Below are 7339 nucleotides of genomic sequence, written 5' to 3' on the forward strand. Positions count from 1 at the left end.
CCCCACGGCGCATGGTCCCCGTCCCGGAGGTGATTCACCTTGGACGCACGCTGGAGGAGGACGCCATGACCGAGCAGACGCCCGAGGATCCGGGAGCCCCTTCCGACCGGGAGCTGCGCAAGCTCAGCCCCTTCGAGCTGAAGGACGCACTCCTCCAGGTCGCGGACGAGGCCGTGAAGACCCGCGAGGCGGTGATGCTCAACGCCGGCCGGGGCAATCCCAACTGGATCGCCACCACGCCGCGAGAGGCCTTCTTCCTGCTGGGCCAGTTCGCGCTCGCGGAGAGCCGTCGGGCCTGGGACGAGCCCGGCGTGGGGCTGGCGGGCATGCCCCGCTCTCCGGGCATCGCCAGACGCCTGCATGACTTCCTGGATGCGAGTGACGACGAGCCCGCCGTGCAGCTGTTGCGCGGGGCACTGAAGTACGGGGAGCACACGCTCGGCTTCAACCCGGACCGGTTCGTCTGGGAACTCACGGACGCCATCATCGGAGACAACTACCCGGTTCCGGGCCGGATGCTCCCCCACGCCGAGCGCATCGTGCAGGAGTACCTGGCGCAGGAGTTGTTCGCGGGCCGGCCGCCGTCCGGGCGGTTCGACCTCTTCGCGGTCGAGGGTGGCACCGCGGGAATGACCTACCTGTTCCACTCCCTGGTGGTGAACGGCCTGCTGCACAAGGGAGACACCCTCGCGCTGGGTTCACCCCTCATCACGCCGTACCTGGCGATTCCCCGGCTGGAAGAACTCCAACTGCGCACGGTGGACATCCAGCAGAGCGCCAGCACGAAGGACGGTCGCCACACCTGGCAGTACCCGGACGCGGAGCTGCGCAAGCTGGAGGACCCGCGCATCAAGGCGTTCTTCGTCGTCAACCCGTCCAACCCGGGCGGGGTGGCCATGCGAAAGGAGTCCGTGCACAAGCTGGTGGAGCTGGTGCGCAAGCGCCGGCCGGACCTGTTGATCATCACCGACGACGTCTACGGCACGTTCGTGAATGGCTTCCGTTCGCTCGCCGCGGACCTGCCGCGAAACACGCTGTTGGTCTACTCGTACTCCAAGCACTTCGGCTGCACGGGCTGGAGGCTGGGCGTGGTGGCGCTGCATGAAGACAACATCCTGGATGAGATGCTGGCGAAGCAGCCCGCGAAGGTCCGGTCGAGGCTGGAGGCGCGCTATGGCGCCATCGCGTTGCACCCGGGGCGGCTGAAGTTCATCGACCGGATGGTGGCGGACAGCCGGGCCGTGGCGTTGAACCACACGGCGGGCCTGTCCCTGCCCCAGCAACTCCAGATGACGTTGTTCTCGCTGTTCTCACTGCTGGACAAGGACGGCGTCTACAAGCAGCGCTGTCAGCGCATCTGCCAGGACCGGCTTCAGGCCCTGTTCGAAGGGATGGGCCTTCCCCTGCACACGGATCCGCTGCGCACGGCCTATTACCAGACGCTCGACCTGGAGGCCTGGTGCCGCGAGCACCTTGGCGAGGACTTCGTCCGCTTCGTCCGGGAGCACCACGACCCGTTGGACATCGTCTTCACGCTGGCCCGGCGGCACGGCGTGGTGCTGCTCAACGGCAGTGGTTTCGACGGACCTCCCTGGTCGGCCCGCGTGTCATTGGCGAACCTGGATGACAGCGCGTATCCGCGCATCGGTCAGGACCTCCGTGACGAAGTGCGGCGGGCCATCGACGCATGGAAGAAGTCCCGCGGTGAGCCGCCCGCGTTGCATTGAAACAGGTGTCTTTTCCGATCCAGGGGGATCGCGAAGGACCCATTAGCCTCAAAGGCAGTACCACTTCAGAGGTAGAGACACCGATCCTCCTTGCCGCCAACCTCCCGGCTCGGACGGAGACGCTCCGCCGTCGAACTCTCCAGGGCTGTAGCGAAAGTCCTGACGGACCGTAGCCAACCCGAAAGCGGGCGTGCGCATGTCAGTGAGGTTTGGGGGATGAGCAGTCCATCGCGAGAACAGGGGCGGGATCTTCACGAACGGATCTTGAGCGGGGACAAGGCGGCATCCGTTGATGTCTTCCGGGCGTTCATGGACCCGTTGGTCCGGGCCCTGGAAAGAAACCCGGGCTGCAACCATGACGACGCCAACGATTCGGCCCTCGATGCTCTGTATTCGTACTTTCAAAAGCCCCAGAAGTACGACCCCCGCAAGAGCAGCTTGATTACCTACCTGGGGCAGATTGCCCGGCGCAGGGCCCAGGATCGCTACCGCGCTGCAAGCTCCAGGACGCTCCGGGACCAGGATTTCGGGAGCCTTGTCGAACTTTGGAGCGTGCCTCCGAACAAGGCCATGGAGACCCGCGTGGAGGTGCATCTGATTCTGGAGAAGATCGACCAGGCTGGCCATTCGGAGAAGGACAAGGCCTGTCTCCGGCTCATGTTCGCCGGCGAGCGGTCCACGGACCGGCTGGCGGAGGTGCTGGAGTTGATGCACCTGCCCCAGCTCGAGCGCCGGCGAGAGGTGAAGCGTAACCAGGACCGCCTCATGAAGGCGCTAAAGCGCCTCTTCGAGGAGGGACACGATGACGAATCCTGATTGGTTGAAGCGAGCGGCGGAGCGCAGCACGAGCGAAGCGGGAATGCTCGGCCACGTATTCAACGAGTACCGTGAGATGGAGAAACTTTCGGAGGACTCGCTGGTCCAGCGGCTGGGGTGTACGCCCGAAGTGCTCCAGTGGCTGTCGCTCTGCATGACGCCGGAGGGCCCGGCCTTCGAGGAGCAGACCCGCGCCATCGCGGCCCGCTTCGAGGTCGACGTCCAGAAGCTCGTCCCGGTGCTCCGGCGCGTCCAGGTCCTGCGGACCCTGAAGAAGCCCGCGAAGGGCAAAGCTGGAGGTCCGATACAGCTGGCGGCCCGCGACCGCGAGGACGAAGACGACGCGCGCTTCGAGGACGAGTTCGAGCCATGAGCGAGCAATGGCTGGTGGAGGCCCTCACGGAGAGCCGGCTCTGCTTTCCGCCGGGGTTTCCCCGCGATATCGCGGCGGACGCCCCGCTGCGTCATCCCCTCGACCTGGTGGGAATGCCGGGCCTGACGGTGGAGGGGGTGCGGCAATGGCTCGTCCAGCGCGACCTGCCGGGCGAGCTGAGCGGCGCCGACCGGCGTCTCTACGGCTGCATGGTGGCAAGGGCGGGAGCCGCCGCGCTGTTCTTCGACAGCGACGACTCCGAAGCAGAGCAACGCTTCACCCTGGCCCATGAGGTGGCGCACTACGTGCTCGACCACCTTCTGCCCAGGGCCCGGGCGCTGCGCTTCTTCGGGGAGGACATCCTGCCCGTCCTCGACGGCGAACGAGAGCCCGGGCTGGATGAGTACATGGACTCGCGGTTCAGCGACGTCCCCCTGGGCCTCCAGGTGCACTTGATGGACCGTGGCGCGGGAGGAGGCGCGGACTCGGGTGCCGTGCTGGAGGCGGAACAGCAGGCGGACCGCCTGGCTCTGGAATTCCTCGCGCCCATGGCGGTGGCGCGCGCGGAGCTCAACGAGGTGTCTGTCACGGAAGGGCCCCGGCGATTGGAGTCCCGGTTCGGCCTGCCGACCGCGGCTGCGCGGACCTACGCCCGGATGTTGCGCCAGCGCCGCCGGGCTCCGGAGCTCTCCGTGCTCGACTTTCTCGGTGATGACGAATGATGACAATGGCTGACGACCTTCCGCCGGATGAAGACGACTCCAATCTCCTGGGCGACCAGGACTTCAAGGCCGCGTTCGGTGAAGACCTGGCGCAAACGCTGAAACTGGAAACATGGAGTTCGGGCGTGGACCCGAAGGAGATCATGGCCCGGTTCCAACGGGAGATCTCCACCGCGGTCCAGAGGGAAGACCGCGTGCGGGCGCTCATCCGCGAGAAGCTGCTCCCACGGATCGCGGGACGCAAGCACGGCCCGGCGGAGGCAGGCGTGTTCCGGGCCCTCCCAGGGGAGCTGTCCACCATCCACGAGGGCCTGCTCTTTCCCGGGAATGTCATCGCAGTGCTCGGCACGGCGGTGTCCCATCAGAGTCTGCCCTTGAGCATCACGCAGATCGGGGTCGCGGCCGTGGGCTATCACGGGAGCGCGGGGACCTTCTCCCAGAACCTCTTCCGGAAGGAGCTGGCGGCGAAGGACACGAATTCGCTGCAGGAAGCCGTCGACTGCATCGCGAACCGCCACAACACCAAAGCCGCCATCCACCGGGAGATCCTCTCCCGGCTGGCCCAACGGGGCATCCGCACCTACGCCGAGCGGGCCGTCCTGGTGGACAAGGTGACGGCGGAGTGGCGCATCGGGCACGGCAATCCCTTCGCGCACGAGCTGCTCACCGGCTCGGGCCATGTCGGCTTGTTGAAGGCTTCGCTCCAGGTGCTGGAGCGCCTTGTCCGGGTCCAACAGAAGTTCGTGTTCGTCTCCAACGCGCAGCCGGAGCAGGGGCTGATGACGCTGGGCCTCGCGCTGGACGCGGGCGAGTACATCGTCTTCGAGAACCTGGAGCGGCAGACCAAGAACCTGTTCCGCTCGTGGAAGGAGACCGATCCCCGCCTGCCACTGACACGGAGGTTCGTACACACCATTTGCCCGGACGTGCTCCTGGGCGTCTTCCGGGTGTCGAATCGCACGGCACCGCGCCTCTTCTACGCCCATCGCGAGCACGTCCACATGGCCGCCCGCGTGGCCATGGCGGACAGCATCGTGCGTGTGGAGAAGAGCTATCCCCTCCTCCTGGACGTCGCTGAGCTCACGTGCCGGAGCAAATTCGGCGAAGACGGTTTCGAAGGGTTCGTGCAGGACGCCTACGCGCAGGCGGGAGCACACCTCCAGTATCTGCTTGAGCGCGAATCACGTCGGTAAGGGGGGAAAGACACACACCATGTCGAACAACGGAAAGCCATCCAATCCACCGGGCCCGTCGGCCCTCAACGGCGCTTCTCATCCTTCGACGCCCGCCGCTGGCGCGAAGTCTGCTGCGACGGACGGCAACAAGCCCGCCCCCCAGCAGGGGCCCCCAAGGCCACTCATCAGCCCGACACCGGCCCGGACGCTCAATGAGTTGGCTGACATCAGCAACCGGGCCGGGCTGAATGCCCCGCCAGACCCCGAGCTGGCGAATGCCGTGGGCTTCACGCACTTCGACACCTCCAACAGCGACGACAACGTCCTGACCGTGTTGATGACCCGCGACGACCTGCACCGGCTGGCGTCCCAGACGCTCGTGCGGGTGAAGTCGCGCGAGGACAAGCGTGACTACCTGGGGGTCGTGGTCCGGGGACCGTTCGCGGAGCCCAACGCCGTCCCAGCGAATTCGACGATGGCCGTGGGGGTCATCACGCACGGCAAGAAGCTGACGTACACCTTCGAGTACCACGGTCGTGCGGAGATTGAGTTGCTGGGTCAAGAGGTCGGGGGCGTGCTGCAACCGCCCCGCTTCCGGCCCCGCCCCCAGAGCCCGGTCTTCGTGTTGAGCGAGGAGGAGAGCGCGAAGGTGCTGGGCGTGGGTGGTCCGCTGAGCCTGGGCCGGGTCGTAGGGTACGACCACATGGAGGCGCGGCTGGACCCTCGGGACAAGGCCATCCTCCCCCGTCACACCGGCATCATCGGCACCACGGGTGGTGGCAAGTCCACGACCGTCGCGACGCTCATCCACCGGGCCCAGCTCGCCGGTATCGCGACCATCGTCTTCGACGTGGAAGGCGAATACACCCATGTGGATCAGCCCACTGACCACGAGGCGATGCGCAAGACGCTTCACGCGCGGAAGCAGAAGCCGGATGGGGTGAAGGATCTGCACATCCATCACCTGACAGGCCGGGACAGCCGCAATCCCCGCCACCCGCACCGGCATGCCTTCTCGCTGAAGTTCTCCAGCCTCTCGCCCTACGCCATCGCGGAGATCCTCAGCATGTCGGACGCGCAGAAGGAGCGCTTCCTGCGCGCCTATGACGTCACGAAGCTGCTCCTGGAGGACTTCAAGATCTTCCCCCGAAGCGAAGCCGAGAAGCAGCAGATCCTGGAGCTGGATGAACAGGACACCGGCTACCCGCGGATGACCATCGATCACATCCTGGATGTCGTAAACACGTACACATACACCCTGGGCAGCGAGGGCAAGGCGGACACGAAGAGTGGCGGTGGTCGCCGCCGGCGGGCGGAGGAGGAAGATGCGGATGCCGAGGAAGCCAGCGTCGACGATGTCCCCGCCATGCCACGGGGCCTCACGCTCCTCAGCGAGTTCCGGGCCAAGGTCAACCTGGTGAAGGCACGGGTCATGGCGCAGAAGAGCTCCCATGAATCGAGCTGGAAGACGCTGGGCAACAAGCTCCAACTGATGAAGCGGCTGAAGGTCTTCGACGTCGAGAACGACTCTGGCGTGGACTACGACTCCATGCTCCAGGCCAGGCGGGTGTCGGTCATCGACCTGTCAAACACGGACTCGCCGCAGCTGAACAACCTGGTCATCGCGGACATCCTCCGGGGCCTCCAGGAGCAGCAGGAGAAGCGCTACCAGCAGGCCGCCGAGCGCGGTGAGCCCGTCACCCCCGTCCTCATCATCATCGAGGAGGCGCACGAGTTCCTGTCCACCAGCCGCATCTCGCAGATGCCCGTGCTGTTCGAACAGGTGGCGCGCATCGCCAAGCGGGGCCGCAAGCGGTGGTTGGGGCTCGTCTTCGTTACGCAGCTACCTCAGCACCTGCCGGACGAAGTGCTGGCCCTGCTCAACAACTTCATCATCCACAAGATCACCGACGGCGCGGTCATCAACCGGATGCAGAAGTCGGTGGGCAGCATCGACGAGAGCTTGTGGAATCGCGTCTCCCGGCTCGCGCCTGGACAGGCACTGGTGTCCTTCAGCAACTTCACCCGGCCGCTGATGGTGGCCGTGGACCCCGCGCCCGTGAAGCGGCTGCTCGTCGATTAGTCACCCCAAAGCCAGGAACGCCGGAAGGCAGGAGCGATATAGAGCCAGCCGTCATGCTCGTGTCCGCGCTCCTCGCCTCCGTCATCGTCGCCCAGGCTCCCGCGTCCCCGGCCTCACTTGCCGCGGAGACGCTGGGCCTGGGGCCTGTCCTCGACTCCGTCGTCCATCAGGGCGTGACGTACGCCGCCCTCGGACGTGGCGGCATCGCCGTGCTCAAGCTCGATGGCACGGCGCCCCAGCTCGTGCGGCGCATCGAGGAGGGCCGGCGCTTCGTGCGGCTCGTCGTCGTGGGCCAGTCCCTCCTCGCCATCGAGCAGCGCGAGGAGGCCCATGCATTCTCCCTCGCCACGCCGGAGCAGCCTCGGCCGGACTCGCTGGCCTCCGCGCTGGGCTCGACGCGCGAACTCACCGTCGTCACCCAGACGCCGCCTCCCACCCAGGCC

7 protein-coding genes are annotated in these 7339 nt (G+C 66.3%); all 7 read left to right on the forward strand.

What is annotated here, in order from left to right; translation table 11 throughout:
• Positions 1 to 1727: aspartate 4-decarboxylase (gene aspD, locus D7W79_RS35680; protein WP_338078838.1), on the forward strand; the 1727-nt coding region annotated here is incomplete at its 5' end.
• A 309-nt stretch (positions 1728 to 2036) separates the two neighbouring features.
• On the forward strand, positions 2037 to 2543 hold the full coding sequence (locus D7W79_RS35685; RefSeq protein ID WP_208729926.1) for an RNA polymerase sigma factor: 507 nt from the start codon (positions 2037 to 2039) through the stop codon (positions 2541 to 2543).
• Entirely contained in the window at positions 2530 to 2916 is a 387-nt protein-coding gene (locus D7W79_RS35690) for a hypothetical protein (RefSeq protein WP_120529772.1), read from the forward strand. Before D7W79_RS35685 ends, D7W79_RS35690 begins: the two co-directional genes overlap by 14 nt.
• Complete coding sequence (locus D7W79_RS35695) at positions 2913 to 3638, forward strand: ImmA/IrrE family metallo-endopeptidase (RefSeq protein ID WP_120529773.1); 726 nt, start codon at positions 2913 to 2915, stop codon at positions 3636 to 3638. The genes D7W79_RS35690 and D7W79_RS35695 overlap by 4 nt, the downstream gene beginning before the upstream one ends.
• Before the next feature lie 5 nt (positions 3639 to 3643).
• Positions 3644 to 4831, forward strand: a complete 1188-nt coding sequence (locus D7W79_RS35700; protein WP_120529774.1) for a hypothetical protein — start codon at positions 3644 to 3646, stop codon at positions 4829 to 4831.
• A 19-nt stretch (positions 4832 to 4850) separates the two neighbouring features.
• A complete protein-coding gene (locus D7W79_RS35705) occupies positions 4851 to 6896 on the forward strand; it encodes an ATP-binding protein (protein ID WP_120529775.1) in 2046 nt (681 codons plus the stop codon).
• Between the two features lie 53 nt (positions 6897 to 6949).
• The coding region (locus D7W79_RS35710) for a hypothetical protein (RefSeq protein ID WP_147442215.1) at positions 6950 to 7339 on the forward strand (390 nt) is incomplete at its 3' end.

The sequence above is a fragment of the Corallococcus exercitus genome, from assembly GCF_003611585.1.
Lineage (GTDB): Bacteria > Myxococcota > Myxococcia > Myxococcales > Myxococcaceae > Corallococcus > Corallococcus exercitus.

Bases quoted from the DNA above. Each gene is read 5' to 3' on its own strand.
- D7W79_RS35685 (WP_208729926.1), top strand. From the start codon at position 2,037: ATGGACCCGTTGGTCCGGGCCCTGGAAAGAAACCCGGGCTGCAACCAT.
- D7W79_RS35690 (WP_120529772.1), top strand. From the start codon at position 2,530: ATGACGAATCCTGATTGGTTGAAGCGAGCGGCGGAGCGCAGCACGAGC.
- D7W79_RS35695 (WP_120529773.1), top strand. From the start codon at position 2,913: ATGAGCGAGCAATGGCTGGTGGAGGCCCTCACGGAGAGCCGGCTCTGC.
- D7W79_RS35705 (WP_120529775.1), top strand. From the start codon at position 4,851: ATGTCGAACAACGGAAAGCCATCCAATCCACCGGGCCCGTCGGCCCTC.
- D7W79_RS35700 (WP_120529774.1), top strand. From the start codon at position 3,644: ATGGCTGACGACCTTCCGCCGGATGAAGACGACTCCAATCTCCTGGGC.